This window comes from Streptomyces solicavernae (assembly GCF_029968095.1).
Taxonomy (GTDB): domain Bacteria; phylum Actinomycetota; class Actinomycetes; order Streptomycetales; family Streptomycetaceae; genus Streptomyces; species Streptomyces solicavernae.
In genome coordinates this window covers 1-21,294 of the sequence record NZ_JASCIR010000021.1, presented here as the reverse complement: position 1 = coordinate 21,294, position 21,294 = coordinate 1, and the positions used below count along the sequence as shown (strand labels likewise).

At 73.2% G+C, this 21,294-nt stretch carries 18 protein-coding genes; 11 read left to right on the top strand and 7 right to left on the bottom strand.

The annotated features are described in order from the left end of the window. Positions 1-108: 108 nt before the first annotated feature. Both QIS99_RS22235 and QIS99_RS22230 read right to left on the bottom strand, forming a co-directional pair. Positions 109-1,029, bottom strand: coding sequence for an HhH-GPD family protein (locus QIS99_RS22235; protein WP_282515345.1), 921 nt, complete (start codon positions 1,027-1,029; stop codon positions 109-111). 84 nt (positions 1,030-1,113) lie between these two features. After that, complete coding sequence (locus tag QIS99_RS22230) at positions 1,114-1,821, bottom strand: phosphatase PAP2 family protein (RefSeq protein ID WP_408909608.1); 708 nt, start codon at positions 1,819-1,821, stop codon at positions 1,114-1,116. A 184-nt stretch (positions 1,822-2,005) separates the two neighbouring features. On the opposite strand from QIS99_RS22230, the gene QIS99_RS22225 reads away from it, so the two are divergent. Continuing rightward, positions 2,006-2,794: a hypothetical protein gene (locus QIS99_RS22225; RefSeq protein ID WP_282515343.1), complete on the top strand. Its 789-nt coding sequence runs from the start codon at positions 2,006-2,008 to the stop codon at positions 2,792-2,794. 139 nt (positions 2,795-2,933) lie between these two features. Here QIS99_RS22225 and disA read toward each other — a convergent pair whose 3' ends face one another. Next, positions 2,934-4,064, bottom strand: coding sequence for a DNA integrity scanning diadenylate cyclase DisA (gene disA / locus QIS99_RS22220; protein WP_282515342.1), 1,131 nt, complete (start codon positions 4,062-4,064; stop codon positions 2,934-2,936). 194 nt (positions 4,065-4,258) lie between these two features. Continuing rightward, entirely contained in the window at positions 4,259-5,653 is a 1,395-nt protein-coding gene (radA, locus tag QIS99_RS22215) for a DNA repair protein RadA (protein WP_282515341.1), read from the bottom strand. A gap of 221 nt (positions 5,654-5,874) precedes the next feature. On the opposite strand from radA, the gene QIS99_RS22210 reads away from it, so the two are divergent. Further along, the gene (locus QIS99_RS22210; protein WP_282515340.1) at positions 5,875-7,608 is read left to right on the top strand and encodes a BACON domain-containing protein; all 1,734 of its coding nucleotides are present in this window, start codon (positions 5,875-5,877) and stop codon (positions 7,606-7,608) included. Between the two features lie 181 nt (positions 7,609-7,789). Here the strand turns inward: QIS99_RS22210 and QIS99_RS22205 are convergent, their stop codons facing one another. After that, positions 7,790-8,674, bottom strand: coding sequence for a hypothetical protein (locus QIS99_RS22205; protein WP_282515339.1), 885 nt, complete (start codon positions 8,672-8,674; stop codon positions 7,790-7,792). 71 nt (positions 8,675-8,745) lie between these two features. Between QIS99_RS22205 and QIS99_RS22200 the strand changes: the two genes are divergently transcribed. From QIS99_RS22200 to QIS99_RS22180, 5 genes are all read left to right on the top strand, one after another. Then, positions 8,746-9,714: a Ppx/GppA phosphatase family protein gene (locus QIS99_RS22200; protein ID WP_282515338.1), complete on the top strand. Its 969-nt coding sequence runs from the start codon at positions 8,746-8,748 to the stop codon at positions 9,712-9,714. Positions 9,715-9,766: 52 nt separating this feature from the next. Beyond that, positions 9,767-10,735 (top strand): sugar phosphate isomerase/epimerase family protein, encoded by a 969-nt coding sequence (locus tag QIS99_RS22195; RefSeq protein ID WP_282515337.1) that lies wholly within the window; start codon positions 9,767-9,769, stop codon positions 10,733-10,735. Beyond that, positions 10,732-11,415 (top strand): TetR/AcrR family transcriptional regulator, encoded by a 684-nt coding sequence (locus QIS99_RS22190; protein WP_282515336.1) that lies wholly within the window; start codon positions 10,732-10,734, stop codon positions 11,413-11,415. Before QIS99_RS22195 ends, QIS99_RS22190 begins: the two co-directional genes overlap by 4 nt. Before the next feature lie 161 nt (positions 11,416-11,576). Then, on the top strand, positions 11,577-13,430 hold the full coding sequence (gene ilvD, locus QIS99_RS22185; RefSeq protein ID WP_282515335.1) for a dihydroxy-acid dehydratase: 1,854 nt from the start codon (positions 11,577-11,579) through the stop codon (positions 13,428-13,430). Positions 13,431-13,542: 112 nt separating this feature from the next. Beyond that, positions 13,543-13,842, top strand: coding sequence for an SH3 domain-containing protein (locus QIS99_RS22180; protein ID WP_408909605.1), 300 nt, complete (start codon positions 13,543-13,545; stop codon positions 13,840-13,842). Between the two features lie 186 nt (positions 13,843-14,028). Here QIS99_RS22180 and QIS99_RS22175 read toward each other — a convergent pair whose 3' ends face one another. Continuing rightward, complete coding sequence (locus QIS99_RS22175; RefSeq protein ID WP_282515334.1) at positions 14,029-16,425, bottom strand: protein kinase domain-containing protein; 2,397 nt, start codon at positions 16,423-16,425, stop codon at positions 14,029-14,031. Positions 16,426-16,583: 158 nt separating this feature from the next. Between QIS99_RS22175 and QIS99_RS22170 the strand changes: the two genes are divergently transcribed. The 4 genes from QIS99_RS22170 (at position 16,584) to proC (ending at position 19,832) form a co-directional block, all read left to right on the top strand. After that, entirely contained in the window at positions 16,584-17,111 is a 528-nt protein-coding gene (locus QIS99_RS22170; protein ID WP_282515333.1) for an EamA/RhaT family transporter, read from the top strand. 134 nt (positions 17,112-17,245) lie between these two features. Then, entirely contained in the window at positions 17,246-18,064 is an 819-nt protein-coding gene (locus QIS99_RS22165) for an ABC transporter ATP-binding protein (RefSeq protein WP_282515421.1), read from the top strand. Next, positions 18,061-18,861: an ABC transporter permease gene (locus tag QIS99_RS22160; protein WP_282515332.1), complete on the top strand. Its 801-nt coding sequence runs from the start codon at positions 18,061-18,063 to the stop codon at positions 18,859-18,861. The genes QIS99_RS22165 and QIS99_RS22160 overlap by 4 nt, the downstream gene beginning before the upstream one ends. 161 nt (positions 18,862-19,022) lie before the next feature. After that, complete coding sequence (gene proC, locus QIS99_RS22155) at positions 19,023-19,832, top strand: pyrroline-5-carboxylate reductase (protein ID WP_282515331.1); 810 nt, start codon at positions 19,023-19,025, stop codon at positions 19,830-19,832. Between the two features lie 43 nt (positions 19,833-19,875). Here proC and trpS read toward each other — a convergent pair whose 3' ends face one another. Continuing rightward, positions 19,876-20,883 (bottom strand): tryptophan--tRNA ligase, encoded by a 1,008-nt coding sequence (gene trpS, locus QIS99_RS22150; protein WP_282515330.1) that lies wholly within the window; start codon positions 20,881-20,883, stop codon positions 19,876-19,878. Between the last annotated feature and the right edge of the window lie 411 nt (positions 20,884-21,294).

The following is a 21,294-nucleotide window of genomic DNA, read 5'->3' as shown; positions in this document are numbered from 1 at the left end:
GTGTAGGGGCGGCGTAGGGAAAGGATTTCCGGGCGTACGCGCCCAGACGCAAGGCGAAGGCCCGCGCGACCGGAGCCGTGCGGGCCTCGAAGACAAGTGCGTACGGGATCAGCTCAGCGGCAGCCGGTAAAGACCGCCCGGCAGCGGCTCGACGAGACCGTCCGCCACCAGGCCGTCCAGCGCGCGGGCCCGCTGCACCGGCTCGTCCCACACCCGGTCGAGCGCGGCCTGCGGCACCGGCGCGACGGCCTCCCGCAGCACGGCGAGCAGCTTGCCGCGCACCTGCCGGTCGGTGCCCGCGTACGTCTGGCCGCGCCGGGCGGGGCCTTCGTGCGCGGGCTTCCCGGCGAGCCGCCAGGCGCACTGGGCGGCGATCGGGCAGCGCGCGCAGTCCTCGTTCTTCGCGGTGCAGACAAGCGCGCCGAGCTCCATCGAGGCGGCGGCCCAGCGCGCGGCCGTGGCGTCCTCCTCGGGCAGCAGCGCGCGGGCCAGCTTGCGCTCGGCGGCGGTGGTGGCGTTCGGCGGGTACTGCACGCCGGTCGCCGCCCGCGCGAACACCCGGCGCACGTTCGTGTCGAGCACCGCATGGCGCTGCCCGTACGCGAACGAGGCCACGGCCGCCGCCGTGTACTCCCCGATGCCGGGCAGCGCGAGCAGCTGCGCGTGCCTGCGCGGTACGTCGCCGCCGTGCCGTTCCGTTATCGCCACGGCCGCGCCGTGCAGCCGCAGCGCGCGGCGCGGGTAGCCGAGCCGGCCCCAGGCACGGACCGCCTCGCCGGGCGGTTCCTTGGCCAGGTCGGCGGGGCGCGGCCAGCGCGCGAGCCACTGCTCGTACACCGGCAGGACCCGGCTGACCGGGGTCTGCTGCAGCATGAACTCGCTGACCATCACGCCCCACGGGCCCGCGTCGGGGCGGCGCCAGGGCAGGTCGCGTGCGTGCGCCTCGAACCACGCGATGACGGGCGCGTGGAGCGAGTGCGACGCGTCGGGAGCGTCGGGTGCTTGGGGTGTGGAAGCGGTCGCAGTCATGGCACGGCGAGTGTCCCACGGGCGAGTTGGGGGCGGGGACATTGCCGTGCCGTACGCGGTCCGCCGCCCCGTCGCCCCGTCGCCTCAGCGGGTCCGCTCGTCCTGGTACGGGCCGGGCTGCGGGGGCGCGGCCGCGTACCCGCCGGGCGCCGCACCCCGTACGGCGTCGTCACCGGGACCGGCGAACCAGCGGACCGCGCCCGTTGACGAGCCGCGCATCGCCCCGACGACCCGCGCGCCGGGCCGGGCCCCGATCCGTACGACGAGGAACGCGACGAGCGCGCCGAGCAGCAGGCCCACCGCCACGTCGTGCGGGTAATGCACGCCGACGAAGACCCGCGAGAACGCCATCAGGACCGCCATCGGCAGCGTCAGCCAGGCGAGCGAGCGCCGGGCGAGCAGCAGGGCGACGGCGGCGGCGCCCGCGATCGTGGAGTGGTTGCTGGGGAAGGACCAGTCGCCCACCGGCGGGCACTCCACCAGGGACGCCGCCGCACCCGCGACCGCCCGGCACGGCCGGTCCTCGTCCACCACCGACTTGAACAACTCGCTGACCACATAGGCGAAAGCGGTGCCGAGCGGCGCGAGCACCGATATCGCCAGGGCGCGCGGATCGCCGCGCCGCGCACGCCACCAGGCCACCGTGAAGAGCACGCCGAAGAGCAACAGCCCGAGCTCGGTCCACACTTCGGCCACGGTCTGCAGCCAGGCCGGGGTGTCGTGCGCGAAGCCGGTGATGTCGCGGTAGAGGTCGGAGGTGTCGACCGGAGTGTTGCTGTCCATGCCCTCCATGGTCCTGGACGCCACGGGCCGACGAGACCAGCCCGCCTCCCGCGCACGGCCGGGAGCATGCCGTACGCAGGTCGTGTTCCGGTGCCCGCAGGGTCGGGCTGCGGGCTGATGATCCGTAAAAGTCCGGGGCCAGGGCGGCGGGTGGGGGCGGGAGTTGGGGCCGATCTCTCGTAAGGTTCGGTCCGTGGGATCTCTGCGTAATCCGATCGGGCCGCTTCCCTCGTCCATCTACTGGCGCCGGAGGGCGGTTCTGCTGTCCGTGGTCGCGGTGCTCGCGCTGCTCGCCGCCTGGGCCGTCACCGGCGGTGGCGGCAGCGTCACCCGGGGATCGGGCACGCCGGACGGCAAGGGGCCCGCGCCCTCCATCACTCCCGGACCCTCCGGTTCCGGCCCCGCGATCAGCGAACAGCCGGGCGGACGGGATGAGTCGGGCGACGGCGGGGGGTCGGGCGGTGGTTCCGGTTCGGGCTCGGGCGGCGGCGCGGGGGGCGCCGGCGGTACCAAGGGTGACGTGGGCGAGAACGGCGTAGCCGACGGCTCCGGTACGCGCGTGCCCGCGGGCGCGGCGCTCGCCAACTGCACGCCGTCCCAGGTGATGTGGACCCTGCGCAGCGTCCGCAACGAGTACGAGCCGGACGAGAAGCCGAAGTTCGAGCTGATCGCCGAGAACACCTCGGCCGGCCCTTGCAAGATCGACGTCGGCCCCGAGGGCACGGTCCTGACGATCACTCAGGCCGACGGCGGCGACGTCCTGTGGGCCTCGGACGACTGCCCGGCCGGACCCGGCCATGTGTTCCTGAAGGTGGCCCAGGGCGGGAAGTTCACGCACACCGTCGACTGGGACCGCAAGCCGAGCGAGAAGCAGTGCGCCACCCCACGGCCCGGCTCGGCCGAGCCCGGTACGTACTTGGTCGAGGCGAAGACGCCGGGGCTGCCGACGGCACGGACGTCGTTCGTGCTCAAGGAGGCGTAACCATCAGCCCGTCCGGCGTTCGAGGTGGAGGCCGGAAAGGGAGCGGGGCGGGGTCCGGGGCGGCAGCCGCCAGCAGACCTGCCCCGGAAGACCTGCCCCGGACGACGGCGAGGGGCGGTCGACGTAAGACCCGCCCCAGCTACACGTACCGCTCCAGAATCGACGACTCCGCCAGCCGGGACAGCCCCTCGCGGACGCTGCGCGCACGCGCCTCGCCGACGCCGTCCACCGTCTGCAGGTCGTCCACGCTCGCGGCGAGCAGCTTCTGCAGGCCGCCGAAGTGCTCCACCAGGCGGTCGATGATCGCGCCGGGCAGCCGCGGCACCTTGGCGAGCAGCCGGAAGCCGCGCGGCGAGACCGCCGAGTCCAGCGTCTCGGGCGAACCCGTGTACCCCAACGCCCTTGCCACTATGGGCAGTTCGAGCAGTTCGGGGTGGGTGAGGTCGTTGAGTTCGTGGAGCGCTTCCTCGACGGTGCGGGAGCGCCTGGCGGTCGGCGCCGGCACGTAGTCCCGTACGACGAGTTCGCGCTCCGGCTCGACGCCCGCGATCAACTCGTCCAGCTGCAGGGCGAGAAGGCGGCCGTCGGTGCCGAGCTCCACCACGTACTCGGCGATCTCCGTGGCGATGCGGCGGACCATCTCCAGGCGCTGGGCGACCGCCGTCACGTCCCGGACCGTCACCAGGTCTTCGATCTCCAGGGCGGAGAGCGTGCCCGCGACCTCGTCCAGGCGGAGCTTGTACCGCTCAAGGGTGGCCAGGGCCTGGTTGGCGCGGGACAGGATCGCGGCGGAGTCCTCAAGGACGCGGCGCTGCCCGTCGACGTACAGCGCGATCAGGCGCATCGACTGGGAGACCGAGACCACGGGGAAGTCGACCTGCTTGCTGACCCGGTCCGCGGTGCGGTGCCGGGTGCCGGTCTCCTCGGTGGGGATCGTCGGGTCCGGCACGAGCTGGACGCCGGCCCGCAGGATCTTCGAGAGGTCCGACGAGACCACGATGCCACCGTCGAGCTTGCAGAGCTCGCGCAGTCGCGTCGCGGTGAACTCCACGTCGAGCACGAAGCCGCCGGTGCACATCACCTCGACGGTCTTGTCCGAGCCGAGCACGATGAGCCCGCCGGTGTTGCCGCGCAGGATGCGCTCCAGGCCGTCGCGCAGTGCCGTACCGGGCGCGACCGCGCTCAGCGAGGAGCGCATCAACCCCGTCGAACCGTCGCCGGAGCTCCCACCCGACTTGCCGGGAGCTGCCGCCCGGTCATTGGCTGCCACTGCACTCCTCCGGTCGCGGTTTCCTCGCCCTCGGTGTGTACGGAACGCCTGGTGCGCGGTGCCGTACGGCCCTTGCTCGTACGGCCCCTGGTTCGTACGGATGGGCGAGACCGGGGCAAAGTCTACCGGCGGTCCCCGGCAGTGTCCGCAGAGTCCCGCCTGCTCCCCAAGGTGCGGTGCTCCGAAGGCAGGGCCTACCCCTCGCGGGGCTCTCTGCGGCGGGATCTCGGCAGCACGCGCAGGGCGTCGCCCATGTCGGCGACCTCGGTCACCTTCATGCCGGCCGGGACCTTGCCCGGGTCGCCGGGCACGAGTGCGTGCGTGAAGCCCAGGCGGTGGGCCTCGGCCAGTCTGCGCTGGACGCCGGTGACCCTTCTGACCTCGCCCGCGAGGCCGACCTCGCCGATCGCGACCAGGTTCTTCGGCAGCGGGGTGTCGCTGGCCGCGCTGGCCAGGGCGAGGGCGACCGCCAGGTCGGCGGCGGGCTCGGAGAGCTTCACGCCGCCGACCGTCGCGCTGTAGATGTCCCGTTTGCCCAGGGCGCTGATGCGGCCGCGCTGTTCGAGGACGGCGAGCATCATCGAGACGCGGGAGGTCTCCAGACCGGAGGTCGTACGCCTGGGGGAGGGGATCTGGGAGTCGACCGTGAGCGCCTGGACCTCGGCGACCAGGGGGCGGCGCCCTTCGAGGGTGACGGTCAGGCAGGTGCCGGGGACGGGCTCCGCGCGGCGGGTGAGGAAGAGGCCGCTGGGGTCGGCGAGTCCGGTGATGCCCTCGTCGTGCAGCTCGAAGCAGCCGACCTCGTCCGTCGCCCCGTAACGGTTCTTGACGCCGCGGACCAGGCGCAGGCGCGCGTGCCGGTCGCCCTCGAAGTGCAGCACCACGTCCACCAGGTGCTCCAGGAGGCGGGGGCCCGCGATGGCGCCGTCCTTCGTGACGTGGCCGACGAGGAGCGTGGACATGCCGCGTTCCTTGGAGGCGCGGATCAGGGCGCCCGCGACCTCGCGCACCTGGGCCATGCCGCCGGGGGCGCCGTCGATCTCCGGCGAGGCGACCGTCTGCACCGAGTCGAGGACCAGGAGCGAGGGCTTGACCGCGTCCAAGTGGCCCAGAACGGCGGAGAGATCGGTCTCGGCGGCCAGATACAGGTGGTCGTTCAGAGCGTCGATGCGGTCGGCGCGCAGGCGGACCTGGCTCGCGGACTCCTCGCCCGTGACATAGAGCGTGCGGTGCTCGTCGCTCGCCGCCTTCGCCGCCACGTCGAGCAGCAGCGTGGACTTGCCGACGCCGGGCTCGCCCGCGAGCAGCGCCACGGCGCCGGGCACGAGGCCGCCGCCGAGCACCCGGTCCAGCTCGTCCACACCGGTGGAGCGGGCGGTGGCCTGGCGGCCGTCGACCTGGCCGATGGGAAGCGCGGAGTTGGTGACGCGGCCGGGGGCGGTGGTGCGGACCGCGGGCGCGCCGTACTCCTCGACCGTGCCCCAGGCCTGGCACTCGGGGCAGCGGCCGAGCCACTTGGCCGTCTGCCAGCCGCACTCCGTGCAGCGGTACGACGGACGGTCCTTGGTGGATTTCGTACGGGCAGCCATGTGCGAAACCGTAGCGGGGGCCACTGACAATCCGGCCCGGGGGCGGTCGTGACCGCCCTCCCGGCACCTGTGCACCGGGGCGTGCTCCTTTGCGCCCCCGCCCGGCCACCGCGACGGAATGCGGCGTTCCTGTCCCCTTTCGAGGGATCTGTTCACCCGTAAGGATTAAAGGTGCGGAAGCGGGCGGACCGCCGCAGGGCCCGGCCCATACCGTCGCACGCGTGACGACCAGTAGCCCGGAGCATCCCACGAAGACCACCGGCGCACACCGGGCGCACCGTCGTGCGCCCAGGACCGTCCCGCAGGAACCGTCGGCGCGCCACGAGCCCTATCTGGACGGCCTGTTCACGTACTGCCTGTCCGTGCTGTGCGACCACGACGCCGCCACCGCCGCGCTCGGCGACGTCCTCGCGCTCGCCGAACGGCGCTCGTCACGCGCCCCCGAGAAGCCGGACGCCCGCCGCGCGTGGCTGTACGCGCTCGCGCGCTGGTCCTGTCTGCGCCGGCTCGCCGAGGCCAGGCGCAAGCGGCAGGGCGGCGCCCATGTGGCGGGCCGGCCCGCGCAGAGCGGCGGCGGGGCGGCGTCCGTCCCGGACGCGGTCGACGGGGAGCGGCGGCGCCAACTCGCCCTGCTGGCCTGGCCGGAGGCCGCAGGCACCACCCCCGAGCAGCGCGAGGCCCTGGAGCTCGCGGTCCGGCACGGCCTGTCGGCCGGCGAGGTCGCGGCCGTGCTCGGCCTCGACGGGGACGCCGCGCGTGAGCTGCTCGCCGCCGCGGCCTGCGAGGTGGAGCGCACCCGGGCCGCGCTCGCCGTCGTCGAGAAGGGCGCCTGCCCGGGAATCGTCCGGCTCACCGGCGACCAGCAGGTGTTCCTGGGTGCGGCGCTCCGCCGCGAGCTGGTCCGGCACGTCGACGACTGCCCACGCTGCCGCCGTACCGCCGAGCGCGCGGGGGCCGTCGCCTGGCCGGGCACCGCGGCCGCGCCCGCCGCGCTGCCGGTGGTCCCGGCGCCGCGGGCCGCCGTGCACGGCGCGATGGCGCGCGCGCCACGCGCGCGTGGGCAGGCGCCGCGGTTCGACCGGCGGGGCTTCCCCATGGACCCCAAGGACCACGCGGCCCGCCGGGACCGGATGCGCGCACGCGCGGTGACGACGACGGTCGTGGCCACCGTCGTCGCGGCCCCGGTGCTCGCCCTGTGGGCGGCCTACCGGGGCGCACCGCTGACCGGCGAGGCGATGGACGGCCGCTCGGTCACCGCCAGCGAGGACAGCGGCGAGGGCCTGGAGGGCGGCCGCGCGGACCACTACGAGAACGCGGGCAACGCGCGCAGCGAGCCCGACCCCGGATTCACGGACGACGGCCGCGCCTCGGACGTCTCGGTCGAGGTGATCAGCCCCGGCGCCGCCCCTTCGCGTACGGGGGTGGGGCCCGGGCGGCTGACCGTGGACGCCCAGCCCGGCGGGGGTTCGACGCTCATCACGCTGACCGCGTCCGGAGGCGCCCCGGTGCACTGGTCGGCGTACGAGGGCGCGTCCTGGCTGCGGCTGAGCCGGACCACGGGGGTGCTCGAACCGGGGCAGTCCACGACGGTCCGGGTGTACGTCGACGAGAGCCGGGAGCCCGCGGGCACGTGGCACGCGCGCGTGCGGATCGGTCCGGGGAACTCGGTGGTGGTGATCGACGGGCGCGGCGCGGGCTCCCCCTCGCCCAGCGACCCGGGCCGCCCCACCTCGCCGCCCGACCCGACCCCCACGGACCCCACGCCCACCGACCCGACGCCGACCGACCCGAGCCCCACGGACCCCACGCCGACGGACCCCACTCCGACCGACCCGAGCCCCACCGACCCCTCGCCGACGGACCCGACGCCGACCGAGCCGAGCCCCACCGGCCCCTCGCCCACGGACCCGACGACAAGCCCTTCGGGTTCGGGCTCACCGAGCCCGTACCGCTGAGCAGTGACGGTTCAGCAGCCCTGAGCAGTGACGGTTCAGCAGCCCTGAGCAGTGACGGTTCAGCAACGCCGAGCAGTGACGGTGCATCGCCGGGCAGTGACGGTTCAGCAACGCCGAGCAGTGACGGTGCAACGCCGAGCAGTGACGGTTCAGCAGCCCGGCCCGAGGCGCCGCGCAGGGCTCAGGCGGGGTCCGCCGGATGCGGGGCCAGCAGCGGGAGCTGGGACGCCAGCCGCTCCTCGCACAGCTCGGCCAGCCGCTCGTACCCCTCCTTGCCCATCAGCTCGATCAGCTCCGGGCGGTACGAGACGTACACCGGCTCGCCCGCGCCGTGCGCCGAGGTCGCCGAGGTGCACCACCAGTGCAGGTCGTGGCCGCCCGGGCCCCAGCCCCTGCGGTCGTACTCGCCGATGGAGATCTGCAGCACCCGGGTGTCGTCGGGCCGGTCGATCCACTCGTACGTCCTGCGGACCGGGAGCTGCCAGCAGACGTCCGGCTTGGTCTCCAGGGGCTCGCGGCCCTCGCGCAGCGCCAGGATGTGCAGCGAGCAGCCCGCGCCGCCCGCGAAACCCGGGCGGTTCTGGAAGATGCAGGAACCCTCGAAGCGGCGGGTCTGGCGCTCGCCGTCCTCGTCCTCCTGGATCCAGCCGGTCTCCATGCCCACGTCGTGGTGCTGCCAGATCTCCGGCGTGAGCTTGGCCACATGCCCTGCGACGCGCTTCTCGTCGTCCTCGTCGGAGAAGTGCGCCCCGAGCGTGCAGCAGCCGTCGTCGGCGCGCCCCGCCTGGATGCCCTGGCAGCCGCTGCCGAAGATGCAGGTCCAGCGCGAGGTGAGCCAGGTCAGGTCGCAGCGGAAGACCTGCTCGTCGTCGGCAGGGTCGGGAAACTCGACCCACGCGCGGGCGAAGTCCAGGCCCTGCTCGTCCGGCACGGCGGCCCCGGCCTTCTTGCCGTGCTTGCCGTCGTGCTTGCCGTTCGTCCCGCTCTGCCCGTTCTTCCCGCTCTTCCCGTTCTTCTTGGGTGCCGTGGAAGATTTGTCGGTCTTCGCCTTTTTCGTCTTGGCCACAGATCCAGGGTATGCGTGCGGACCTGGTGGAGTGGACCGGTGGGCCTGCGGAGGGCGCTAGCGTTTTCCGTATGAGACTCGGTGTCCTCGACGTGGGTTCGAACACGGTGCATCTGCTGGTGGTGGACGCCCACCCCGGCGCGCGACCGCTGCCCGCGCACTCGCACAAGGCGGAGCTGCGGCTCGCCCAACTCCTCGACCCCGCGGGCGCGATCGGCCCCGAGGGCGTCGACCGGCTGATCACGACCGTCCTTGAGGCCCTGGAGGCCGCCGAGGACAAGGGCTGCGAGGAGGTACTCTCCTTCGCCACCTCCGCCGTGCGCGAGGCGAGCAACGCCGACGCGGTGCTGCGCGCGGTCAAGGAGGCCACCGGGGTCGAGCTGCAGGTGCTCAGCGGCGAGGACGAGGCGCGGCTCACGTTCCTCGCGGCCCGCCGCTGGTTCGGCTGGTCCGCGGGCAAGCTGCTCGTCCTCGACATCGGCGGCGGCTCCCTGGAGATCGCGTACGGCATCGACGAGGACCCCGACGCGGCCGTCTCGCTGCCGCTCGGCGCCGGCCGGCTCACCTCCGCCTGGCTGCCCGCCGACCCCGCCGACCCGCAGGACGTCAAGGCGCTGCGCCGGCACGTACGGGCCCAGATCGCCCGAACCGTCGGCGAGTTCAGCCGCTTCGGCTCGCCGAACCACGTGGTCGCCACATCGAAGACCTTCAAGCAGCTGGCCAGGCTCGCCGGAGCCGCGCGTTCCGCCGAGGGGCTCTACATCCAGCGGGAGCTGAAGCGGAAGACCCTGGAGGACTGGGTTCCGCAGCTGGCCGCGATGACCGTGGCCGAGCGCGGCGAGCTGCCCGGGGTGTCCGAGGGGCGCGCGGCCCAGCTGCTCGCGGGCGCGCTCGTCGCCGAGGGGGCCATGGACCTGTTCGGCGTCGAGACCCTGGAGATCTGCCCCTGGGCGCTGCGCGAGGGCGTCATCCTGCGCCGCCTCGACCACCTTCCGGAGGGCGTCCAGCTGGACGAGAGCATGACCACCCCTGCTCCGTGAGTGCCGGACGTCACCGTCCGGGCGGGGCCCCGTGGCCCGTACCCTGTCCTTCGTGGCAGAACCAGTGGTGCGCGTCCCGGATGCGAAGGTCGCCCTGTCGACCGCCTCGGTCTATCCGGAGTCGACGGCGACGGCCTTCGAGATCGCCGCGCGCCTCGGGTACGACGGCGTCGAGGTCATGGTCTGGACCGACCCCGTCAGCCAGGACATCGAGGCCCTGCGCCGCCTCTCCGACTACCACGGCATCCCGGTCCTCGCCGTGCACGCGCCCTGCCTGCTGATCACGCAGCGCGTCTGGACCACCGACCCGTGGGTGAAGCTCCAGCGCGCCCAGGCCGCCGCCGAGAAGCTCGGCGCGTCCACGGTCGTCGTGCACCCGCCGTTCCGCTGGCAGCGGCAGTACGCGCGTGACTTCGTCACCGGCCTGTGGCGGATGGCCGACGAGACGGACGTGCGGTTCGCGGTGGAGAACATGTACCCGTGGCGCTACCGCGACCGCGAGATGCTCGCGTACGCACCCGAGTGGGACGTCACCAAGGACGACTACCGGCACTTCACCGTCGACCTCTCGCACACGGCGACCGCCCGCACCGAGGCCCTGGAGATGGTGGACCGCATGGGCGACCGGCTCGCCCACATCCACCTCGCCGACGGCAACGGCTCCGCCAAGGACGAGCACCTGGTCCCGGGGCGCGGCACCCAGCCCTGCGCCGAACTCCTCGAACGGCTCGCGCTCGGCGGCTTCGACGGCCATGTCGTGATCGAGGTCAACACCCGCCGCGCCATGTCCAGCGCCGAGCGCGAGGCCGACCTCGCCGAGGCCCTGGCCTTCACCCGGCTCCACCTCGCGTCCGCCCTGAGCGGGGCTGCTTCCGGCGGGGCGCCCTCCGGCCGGGCGCCCGCGGGCGGGGCTTCGTCCGGCGGGGCTTCGTCCGGCAGGGCTTCGTCCGGCGGGGCTTCGTCCGGTGGCGCTTCGTCTGGCCGGGCGTCCTCCGGCCGGGCCGCTTCGGAGCGCGCGTGAACGGCGGGCCCGCCGAGCCCGACCGGCCCGCCGAGCCCGACCAGCCCGACCGGCCCGCCGAGCCCGACCGGCCCGCCGAGCCCCCGCGCCGCCGCGGGCGGCCCTCGCGCACCGAGCAGGACCAGGGCCCCGCGGCCCGCGAGCGGATCCTGACGGCGGCCCGCTCCGAGTTCGCCGCGCGCGGCTACGACAAGACGTCCGTACGCGGCATCGCCAAGGTCGCGGGCGTCGACCCGGCGCTCGTGCACCACTACTTCGGCAGCAAGGACGAGGTCTTCGCCGCCGCGATCGAGGTCAGCTTCGAGCCCGCCCTGATCCTCCCCGCCGTCATGGCCGAAGGCCCCGAGCAGGTCGGCGAGCGGCTCGCCCGGTTCTTCTTCTCAATCTGGGAGAACCCGGCCACGCGCGCCCCGCTCCTCGCCGTGATCCGCTCCGCGGTGACGCACGAGGCGGCGGCCAAGGCGCTGCGTTCGTTCGTACTGCGCCGGCTCCTGGAGCGGGTCGCGGGCGACCTGGACGTGCCGGAGCCGAAGTTCCGCGCGGAGCTCGCCGCCTCGCACATGATCGGGATCGCCTTCGTGCGGTACGTGATCAAGGTGGAGCCGCTGGCGTCGGTGGACCAGGAGGAGATCATCGCGCAGGTCGCGCCGACGCTGCAGCGGTACCTGACGCAGCCTTGAGCGCCGTACGCCGGGCCGCGGTGCCCGGTACGTGAGCGCGGCGTCCCGCATTTCGGACAGGGTGTCCGGATCTTGGATCTTGGGCGTACTCTCGAAGGCAGTCTGACCCGTAGTAGGCCCCGCCGACCCGTCGCAGGGCCTGGAGTAGGAAGCGAGCGGCGATGCCCGAGCTGAGGTCGCGCACAGTCACCCACGGCCGCAACATGGCGGGCGCCCGCGCCCTTATGCGGGCCTCCGGTGTACCCGGCGCGGACATCGGCCGGAAGCCCGTCATCGCCGTCGCCAACTCCTTCACGGAGTTCGTGCCCGGCCACACGCATCTGCAGCCGGTCGGCCGGATCGTCTCCGAGGCGATCAAGGAAGCGGGCGGCATCCCGCGCGAGTTCAACACCATCGCCGTGGACGACGGCATCGCGATGGGCCACGGCGGCATGCTCTACTCCCTGCCGTCCCGCGACCTGATCGCGGACAGCGTGGAGTACATGGTCGAGGCGCACTGCGCGGACGCCCTGATCTGCATCTCCAACTGCGACAAGATCACGCCGGGCATGCTGAACGCCGCCCTGCGCCTGAACATCCCGACGGTCTTCGTCTCCGGCGGCCCGATGGAGTCCGGCCGCGCCACCCTCGTCGACGGCACGGTCCGCACGCTCGACCTGGTCGACGCGATGTCGGACGCGGTCAACGACAAGATCTCCGACGAGGACATGCTCCGCATCGAGGAGAACGCCTGCCCGACCTGCGGCTCCTGTTCCGGCATGTTCACGGCCAACTCCATGAACTGCCTGACCGAGGCCATCGGCCTGTCCCTGCCGGGCAACGGCTCCGTCCTCGCCACGCACACGGCCCGCAAGAGCCTGTACGAGCGCGCGGGCCGCACGGTCGTCGAGCTCACCGAGCGGTACTACGGCCAGGACGACGCGTCCGTGCTGCCGCGCAACATCGCCACGTTCAACGCCTTCGAGAACGCCATGGCCCTCGACATCGCCATGGGCGGCTCCACCAACACGATCCTGCACCTGCTCGCCGCCGCGCAGGAGGCGGGCGTTCCGTTCGGGCTCGACGCCATCGACGCGGTCTCGCGCCGGGTGCCGTGCCTGTCGAAGGTCGCCCCGAACGTCGCGGGCAGCAAGACGTACTACATGGAGGACGTGCACCGCGCGGGCGGCATCCCGGCCCTGCTCGGCGAGCTGCACCGCGGCGGCCTGCTCAACAAGGACGTGCACTCCGTGCACTCCGCCGACCTCGACAGCTGGCTGGCCGAGTGGGATGTGCGCAGTGGTGCCGTCTCCGCCGAGGCCGAGGAGCTGTGGCACGCGGCGCCCGGCTGCAAGCGCACCGCCGAGGCCTTCTCGCAGTCCGAGCGCTGGGACACCCTGGACACGGACGCCGAGGGCGGCTGCATCCGCTCCGTCGCCCACGCCTACTCCAAGGACGGCGGCCTCGCGGTCCTCAAGGGCAACCTGGCGGTGGACGGCTGCGTCGTGAAGACGGCGGGCGTCGACGAGTCGATCTGGACGTTCGAGGGCCCGGCGGTCGTCTGCGAGTCGCAGGAGCAGGCGGTCGAGAAGATCCTCACGCAGCAGGTCAAGGAGGGCGATGTCGTCGTCATCCGGTACGAGGGCCCGAAGGGCGGCCCCGGCATGCAGGAGATGCTCTACCCGACCTCGTACCTGAAGGGCCGCGGCCTCGGCAAGGCCTGCGCGCTGATCACCGACGGCCGCTTCTCCGGCGGCACTTCGGGCCTGTCCATCGGCCACGCCTCGCCCGAGGCGGCCTCCGGCGGCACGATCGCCCTGGTCGAGGACGGCGACCGCATCCGCATCGACATCCCGAACCGCCAGATCGAACTCCTCGTCGACGAGGACGAGTTGGCGCGTCGCGAGACGACGCTCGGCGGCACGTACGCCCCGAAGGGCCGCGAGCGCAAGGTCTCCGCCGCGCTGCGGGCGTACGCGGCGATGGCGACCAGCGCGGACAAGGGCGCGGTGCGGGACGTCTCCAAGCTCGGCTGAGTCACTTTGCGTTGCGGTGGGCCCCCGTCCAGGGAACTGGCGGGGGCCCTCCGTTCGTCCTCATGGGGGACGGCACGCACAGCGGCGTGCCGCTGACACGGGGGAGTGCAGCATGAGTGAGCAGGTCACGATCAGAGACACGGCCTCGGCGATGCAGACCGCGGCGGCCAGCACGCGTACGTACACGGTGGTGGCGGATGTCAACGTCCGCTCGGGCCCCGGCACTTCGTACGCCAAGGTCGGCCGCCTCGACGCGGGCAGCCGCGTCACCCTGCAGTGCCAGACCCCGGGCCAGACGATCACGGGCCCGCTGGGGACGACCCGCATCTGGAGCCGAATAGGCACGGGCCGGTACGTCTCGGACGCGTACATCCGCACGGGCAGCGACGGGTACGTGGCACCGCGCTGCTGAGCGTTTCGTACGGCGGCGGGCCGGGGCGCCCCGATGAGGGGCGCGGGGCTGTGACATATGCGGCTCCGCCGCGTGGGCGCGACCAGCCACGATGGACGGTCAGTCGCTGATGAGGCGGACACACCACGGCGGGTACGCGCGGAAGCTCGGGCCCGGCCCACCGGAAGGCCAGGGGAGGGACAGCCCTCACCCTTCCGACGGCGGCCGCTCCGCATCGAACCCGAACACCGTGTTCCCGCCCGCGGAAGCAATCACCGCCCGACCGGCCACCACCACTCGGGCCGTCGCCCCCATCTCGCTCCCAGGACTCTCGACCCGAGGCGGCGAGGACCACCGCAGCTCGCCCTCGCGCGCGCCGAGCGCGGCGACGCGCCCGCTGGCCGAGCCGAAGTACAGCACCCCGTCGGAGGCGACCGGCGCCGAGGCCCACTCGACGCCGGTCTGCCGCGACCACCGCACCCGCCCGCTCGCCGGGTCCACGCAGTACACCTGTCCGCTCCGCTCCACGAAGTGCAGCGCGCCCGCGACGACCGTGGGATCCGCGCCCTCGTCGACCGTGACCGCGCCCCCGTCCGCCCCGCGCAGCGGATGCTCGGCGACCTTCCCGGTCCGCGGGTCGAACAGCGCCACCGCCGAGTACCCGGCGAAGTCCAGCCCCTCCATCCGCTCCTCGGCGAGGACGAGCTTGCCGTCCGCCTCACCGACGGGCCGCCACCGCCCCGTCAGCTGGACCGGCTCGCCGAGCCGCCCGTCCGCCGGGTCGAGTACGCGCAACGTCGGCCGGGTGACCTGCACGGACTCCACCTCCGCCGCCGACGCGCAGAGCGCGTAGAGCCGGGCCGCGCGCGGATTCGGGGCGTACGGCACGCACTGCGTACCGGGCGGGAAGGGCCGGGACCAGCGCACGCTGCCGTCACCGCCCGCCCGCCGCGCCTCGATCCGCGTACCCGCCGGGTCGACGGACAGCACGTCCCCGCGGTAGAGCACAGCGCTCTGCGTACGGCCCGTGAGCAGCGTCGACTCCCCGCCCAGCGGCGCGGACCAGCGCTCCTTGCCGGCCTCGGTCAGCGCGACGACCTGTTCCGGCGCGGACTCGGCGGGGATGCGGTACCCGACGACGGTCACGCCCCCGGCCGCAGCGGCACCCGGGCCCTCGCCCCCCGACGCAGCGGCACGCGGGCCCTCGCCCCTCGATGCCGCCGCCCCGGACACCGGCTCCCCGCCCGTGCCTGTGCCCCCGCCCGTGCTCATGCCTGTGCCCGTCCCCGTCACCCCGACGAAGTGCATCCCGTTCGCCGGCACCCCAGGGCTCCGTACCGTCCACAAACGCTTGCCGTCGGCGGCCCGCAGGCGGGTGGCGACTACGCCGCCGCCCCCGCAGTACAGGTCGGCGCCGCGCGGCACGCAGCGCAGCTCGTCGGGGATGCCCTTCCCGCCCCGCACCGACGTCTCCCAGGGCGCGAAGCCCTCGGGCAGCGGCTTCCCGGTGGACGGGGACGCGGGTCCGCCGCCCTGCGCCGTGTTCTGCGTGCCCGCGCCGCGGTCCGGGCCGAGCCAGGCGACGCCGCCCGCGACGGCAGCCACCGCCAGGGCCGCCGCGAGCACGGACCGCCAACGCCTGCGCAGGCCGGGCCCGATGCCGGTGAGCGTGCGCGAGCCGGTACGGGGCCCCACCTGGTCCGGCTGCGAACGGGACAGATCACCCGCGCCGCCGCCGAGCACCTGCGTCGCGGAGTCCACGGCACCTCCGGCCGCGCCACCCGCCCCCGCCCCGAAGTCCTCCGGCAGCGCGAGGAGCTGGGCGAGCAGCTCGTCCGTGGACGGCCGCGCGCCCGGGTCCTTCGCGAGGCACGGCTCGACCACCGCCCGCAGCTCCGCCGGCACGGCGCTCAACCGCGGCTCCTCGTGCACCACTTGGTACGCCGTGAGGTACGGGCTGTCCGCGTCGAACGGCCCCTGCCCCGTCGCCGCGAACACGAGCAGCGTGGCGAGCGAGAACACGTCCGACTCCGGGCCCACGTCCCTCGGCGCCTGCAACTGCTCGGGCGACATGAACGGCGGCGTGCCGATGACCCGCCCCGTCATCGTCAGCGTCTGGTGGTCGGCGGCGCGCGAGATGCCGAAGTCGATCACGCGCGGGCCCTCCGCCGAGAGCACCACGTTGGACGGCTTGAGGTCGCGGTGCACCACGCCGACCCGGTGGATGTCGCGCAGCGCCTCGGCCAGGCCGACGGCGAGGGTGCGCAGCTCGGCGCCGCCCAACGGCCCGCCCGAGGTGATCCGTTCGGAGAGCGTGGCGCCCTCGATGTACGCCGTGGCCATCCACGGGTGCGCGCCCTCGGGGTCGGCGTCGACCACGGCCGCCGTGAACGCCCCGCTGACCCGCCGGGCCGCCGAGACCTCCTGCCGGAACCGGGTCCTGAACTCCTCGTCGTCCGCGAACTGTTGATGGATCAGCTTGATCGCGACCCGCCGCCCCGACGCCGTACGCGCCAGATAGACGGTGCCCATGCCGCCCGCGCCGAGCCGCCCCTCCAGCGGGTAGCCGCCGATCGTCTCCGGATCCCCTGATCGCAGCCGCACTGCGCCGACCTCCCCCAGTCACCTCGCCGCCGGCCGCCCAGCCCGGCCACCCGACCAAACTAGCGCGCCCCACCGACAACGGGCGGCCTCGGGGGCGGTAGCGCGCACTCCGTATCGCGCACTCCGTACAGCGCCCGCCGCGCGCGATAATCGGCACCGTGAGCGACGCATCCGAATCGGCACCCCGTACCCCCGAAGGCCCGGCCGGCCAGGACGGCCCGGGCGGCCCCGAGCCCGAGCCCATTCGCTTCTTCGGCACGCACTGGCTCGACCACTCCGGCAAGTACGGGCTGCGCCGCGCCGCCGTCGCCCTCGGCTCGATCTCGGCCGCGTTCGGCGGCTGCCTGCTGCTGCGGTTCGCGTACGAGGGACTGGAGATCGCCCAGGTCGGCTCCTTCGTCGACCTGCTCGTCGTGGCCGTCTTCGCGGTGTGCAGCGCGCTCGCGTTCCGCCGCACCTGGGACGCGTACAACCGGCGCCCGGACCCGCGGACCCAGCAGGCGCTGCGCTCCATGACGGCGATCGGTTTCGTCGGCGTGCTGCTCGCGTACTTCCTGCGCTCCCTCACCGAGGCCCCCGGCGAAAAGCTCCGCCGCGCGGAGTACGAAGCCGCCGTCAAGCAGTACGAACGCCGTACGTCCCGCCGCGCGGGCAACCCGGCGAACCGCAGGAAGAAGCGGAAGTAGCGGGAGTAGCGGGAGTAGCGGAAGTAGCCACAGCCCGGCGGCCGGCCCCGGTCCGCCGACGCCCGCCCTGCACCTTGACGCCAAGCCCTACCAGTTGACGCCAAGCCCTACCCAGGAGGATTATTCATCACGTGATGAATTATTCGTCCGGAAGGAGCGCAGCCGTGCACACCGCGATCCACGCCACCGGCCTCTCCGTCGTACGCGGCGGCCGCCCCGTCCTCCGCGACCTCGGCTTCGACGTGCCGCGCGGCCAGGTCACCGGACTCCTCGGCCCCTCCGGCTGCGGCAAGACCACGCTGATGCGCGCGATCGTCGGCACCCAGGCCAAGGTCACCGGCACCCTCCAGGTCCTCGGCCGCCCGGCCGGCGCCCCCGAACTCCGCTCCCGCATCGGGTACGTCACCCAGGACCCGTCCGTCTACGACGACCTGACGGTCCGCCAGAACCTCGACTACTTCGCCGCGATCCTCGACCCGGGCCGCGCGGCCGCCGCCCGCCGCCACGCCGACGTCACGCGCGTCATCGACGACGTCGACCTCGCCTCGCACGCCGACGCCCTGGCCGGCACCCTCTCAGGCGGCCAGCGCAGCCGCGCCTCGCTCGCCGTGGCCCTGCTCGGCAGCCCCGAACTCCTCGTACTCGACGAACCCACCGTCGGCCTCGACCCGGTCCTCCGCCGCGACCTGTGGAACCTCTTCCACACCATCGCCACGCGCGGCACCACCCTGCTCGTCTCCTCGCACGTCATGGACGAAGCCGAGCGCTGCCACCGCCTCCTCCTCATGCGCGAGGGCGCGATCCTCGCCGACGACACCCCGGACGCCCTGCGCGGCACCTCGGGCAGCGTCGAGTCCGCCTTCCTCCACCTGGTCGACGAGGCCAACGCCCGCGCGCACGCCGACCGTGCCACCACCACCACCGACGACGACCGACAGGAGCCGGCGCGATGACCACCCCCGCAACCGACACCGCCCCGGCCCAGGCCCCCACCCCGCCCCGCGCCCCCGCCCTCTCCGCGCCCCGCACCTTCGCCACCACCGCGCGCGTGCTGCGCCAACTCCGCCACGACCCGCGCTCGATCGCCCTGATGCTGTTCGTCCCGTGCGTGATGCTGCTCCTGCTGCGCTACGTCTTCGACGGCAACCCGCGCGTGTTCGACACCATCGGCGCCTCCCTGCTCGGCATCTTCCCGCTCATCACGATGTTCCTGGTGACGTCCATCGCCACCCTCCGCGAGCGCACCTCCGGCACCCTGGAACGCCTCCTCGCCCTGCCCCTGGGCAAGGCCGACCTGATCCTCGGGTACGCCCTCGCCTTCGGCCTGCTCGCCGTCGTCCAGTCCGCCCTCGCCACCGGCCTCGCCCTGTGGGTCCTCGGCCTCGACGTGACCGGATCGCCCTGGCTGCTCCTCCTGGTGGCTCTCCTTGACGCCCTCCTCGGCACGGCCCTCGGCCTCTTCGTCTCCGCCTTCGCGGCCACCGAGTTCCAGGCCGTCCAGTTCATGCCGGCCGTGATCTTCCCCCAGATCCTCCTCTGCGGCCTCTTCGCCCAGCGCGACACCATGCACCCCGTACTGGAGGGGATCTCCGACGTCCTCCCCATGTCGTACGCGGTCGACGGCATGAACGAAGTCCTCCGGAACACCGACGTCACCGCCGACTTCATCCGCGACATCCTGGTCGTCGCCGCCTGCGCCCTCCTGGTCCTGGCCCTCGGCGCCGCCACCCTCCGCCGCCGGACGCCCTGAGCGCGCACTGCCGCACGAGCGCGCACTGCCGCACGAGCGCGCATTCCCGTACGAGCGCGCATTCCCGTACGAGGAAGCCGTACCGCCCATCGGACACCCGGTCGCGCCACCGCCGCCCGATGCGAGGATGACCGCGGACGACTCACCGGAAGGCACCGCTCATGACCCAGAAAGTCGCAGTCCTCGGCACCGGCAAGATCGGCGAGGCCCTGCTCAGCGGAATGATCCGGGCCGGCTGGGCCCCCGCCGACCTCCTGGTCACCACCCGCCGCGCCGAACGAGCCGAGGAACTCCGCACCCGCTACGGCGTCGACCCGGTCACCAACGCCGAAGCCGCCAAGCACGCCGACACCCTGATCCTCGCCTGCAAGCCGCAGGACATGGGCGCACTCCTCGACGAACTCGCCCCGCACGTCACCGTCGACCGCCTGGTCATCAGCGCGGCCGCGGGCATCACCACGGCCTTCATCGAGGAACGCCTCCCCGGCAGCACCCCGGTCGTCCGCGTCATGCCGAACACCCCGGTCCTCGTCGACGAGGGCATGTCGGTCATCTCCGCCGGCTCCCACGCCAGCGCGGCCGACCTCAGCCACGCCGAGGACATCTTCGGCGCCGTCGGCAAGACGCTGCGCGTCCCCGAGGCCCAGCAGGACGCCTGCACGGCCCTCTCCGGCTCGGGTCCGGCGTACTTCTACTTCCTCGTAGAGGCCATGACCGACGCCGGCATCCTCCTCGGCCTGCCCCGCGACAAGGCCCACGACCTGATCGTCCAGGCCGCCATCGGCGCCGCCGTGATGCTCCGCGACAGCGGCGAACACCCGGTCAAGCTCCGCGAGAACGTCACGTCCCCCGCGGGCACCACCATCAACGCCATCCGCGAGCTGGAGAACCACGGCGTACGCGCGGCCCTCATCGCCGCCCTCGAAGCCGCCCGCGACCGCAGCCGCGCACTCGCCTCCGGCAACGGCTGAGACACCTGCGGCGCCGTTCCCTTCGAACGGCGCCGCACGCTCCTCAGGCCCCGCCACCGGCAGGCATCAGCCCCATCGCCCGGTACGCGGCATCGACCGTCGGCCGCGCCGTTCCCCGCGCCTTCGCGGCCCCGGCCCGCAGCACCGCGTCGACCCGCCCCGGCTCGGCACACAACTCCCGGTGCCGCTCCCGCACCGGCCGCAGCAACTCGACCACGGCCTCGGCGACGGCCTTCTTCAACTCCCCGTACGAGTCGAAGCCGCCGCTCAGCTCCTCCGGCCGGCACCCCTCGCACGCCGCCAGAATCTCCAGCAGATTCGACACCCCGGGCTTGCCCTCACGGTCGTACACGACCTCCCGCCCACCGTCGGTCACCGCCCGCAGAACCTTCTTCCGTACGACATCCGGCTCGTCCAGCAGATAGACGATCCCGGCAGCCGACTCATGGGACTTCCCCATCTTCGACGACGGGTCCTGCAGATCCATCACACGCGCGGCGGTCTTCGGCGGCGTAGCCCGCGGCACCACAAAGGTGTGCCCGTACCGCTGGTTGAACCGCACCGCCAGATCCCGCGTGAGCTCCACATGCTGCGTCTGGTCCTCACCCACCGGAACCTCGTCCGCCCCATGGGCCAGGATGTCCGCCGCCATCAGCACGGGATACGTCAGCAGCGACAGCCGCACACTCCCGCCCCGCTCCCGCTCGCGCACGGACTTCTCCTTGTACTGGATCATCCGCCGCATCTCCCCGTCAGTGGCGACGCACTCCAGGAGATACGACAGCCGCGCGTGCTCGTCGACATGGCTCTGCACGAACACCGCACACCGCTCCGGATCGAGCCCGGCCGCCAGCATCAGCGTCGCCGCCTGCCGGCTGAGCCTGCGCACACGCGCGGGATCGTGTTCCACGGTCAGGGCGTGCAGATCCACCACACAGAACAACGCCTCCGCGCGGTGCTGGTCCACCTCGACCCACTGGCGCAGCGCGCCCAGGTAGTTCCCCAAGGTGAGGTGGCCGGTCGGCTTGATGCCACTGAAGATCCGCGTCACTGCTGCTTCCTCCTGAGTCAGGGCCACCGCCGGTCCGCCGGCCGAGCCGCGGTCCTCAGGAAGGGGATACGCAAACGGCCGCCGAGGCGGCGGCCGTTGATGCACACGTGAGTCCGGCCGCCGTCAGGCGGCCCACCACTGATTGCTGCACGCGTGCGTAGTCATGCAGCCACCCTAGCCACCCGACCCCGAGGTTGACAGGGCCATTCGGCCTACGTAGAGTCCTTCGAGTTGTCCGACGTGAGCGCCGACTCCGGTTGGTCCCCGGACAGCCATTCAGCAAGAACCCAACGAACGAACCGCGCATCGTCGCGGTCTTCTTTTCGTGTGCTTTTGCGGAATGTGGAATCCGCGTTCGAAAGGACGCGGCCCCGATTAGGTTCGGGGCCGGGATTCCGCTAAAGTCTCACT

Coding starts and splice junctions, on each gene's coding strand:
- proC (WP_282515331.1), top strand. CDS start 19,023: ATGACCCAGAAAGTCGCAGTCCTCGGCACCGGCAAGATCGGCGAGGCC.
- QIS99_RS22230 (WP_408909608.1), bottom strand. CDS start 1,821: ATGGAGGGCATGGACAGCAACACTCCGGTCGACACCTCCGACCTCTAC.
- QIS99_RS22160 (WP_282515332.1), top strand. CDS start 18,061: ATGACCACCCCCGCAACCGACACCGCCCCGGCCCAGGCCCCCACCCCG.
- QIS99_RS22165 (WP_282515421.1), top strand. CDS start 17,246: ATGAATTATTCGTCCGGAAGGAGCGCAGCCGTGCACACCGCGATCCAC.
- ilvD (WP_282515335.1), top strand. CDS start 11,577: ATGCCCGAGCTGAGGTCGCGCACAGTCACCCACGGCCGCAACATGGCG.
- QIS99_RS22200 (WP_282515338.1), top strand. CDS start 8,746: ATGAGACTCGGTGTCCTCGACGTGGGTTCGAACACGGTGCATCTGCTG.
- QIS99_RS22180 (WP_408909605.1), top strand. CDS start 13,543: ATGAGTGAGCAGGTCACGATCAGAGACACGGCCTCGGCGATGCAGACC.
- QIS99_RS22235 (WP_282515345.1), bottom strand. CDS start 1,029: ATGACTGCGACCGCTTCCACACCCCAAGCACCCGACGCTCCCGACGCG.
- radA (WP_282515341.1), bottom strand. CDS start 5,653: ATGGCTGCCCGTACGAAATCCACCAAGGACCGTCCGTCGTACCGCTGC.